This window comes from Amphritea pacifica (assembly GCF_016924145.1).
GTDB classification, from domain to species: domain Bacteria; phylum Pseudomonadota; class Gammaproteobacteria; order Pseudomonadales; family Balneatricaceae; genus Amphritea; species Amphritea pacifica.
This window is the reverse complement of record NZ_JAFFZO010000133.1, coordinates 1-407: the sequence shown is the minus strand read 5'-3', so window position 1 is coordinate 407 and position 407 is coordinate 1. Positions and strand designations below refer to the sequence as shown.

Sequence of the window (407 nt, the reverse complement as noted above, 5' to 3'; positions counted from 1 at the left end):
ATAGATTTGGCCATCTCCAGCAAGAAAATTAGGATTGTGTCAGTGTATTCGCCCTGTGAAGGGACAGAGCAAGATGAGATGGACAGATTTTACAACGCACTCAGTGATGTAGTTGTTAGAGTAAAGGACAAGGACAGTGTTTTGCTCATGGGTGACTTCAATGCCAGGATAGGAAATCGAACAGAAGGGTATGAAAAGGTTATGGGTAAGTTTGGAGAGGATATGGAGGCCAACAGGAATGGAAAACAGCTCTTGGATTTCTGTGCCAGTATGGGCCTAGTTATCACAAACTCCTTTTTTAAACATAAGAACATTCACCGGTATACTTGGGAAGGCAGGGGAACCAGATCTGTCATTGACTATATAATAACAGATCAGGAATTCAGGAAAGCAGTCAGAGACACACG

Annotated in this window: 1 protein-coding gene; it reads left to right on the top strand. The window is 42.8% G+C overall.

The annotated features are described in order from the left end of the window. Positions 1-78: 78 nt before the first annotated feature. On the top strand, positions 79-407 hold a 329-nt coding region (locus tag JW499_RS21765; RefSeq protein WP_232846582.1), incomplete at its 3' end, for an exonuclease/endonuclease/phosphatase family protein.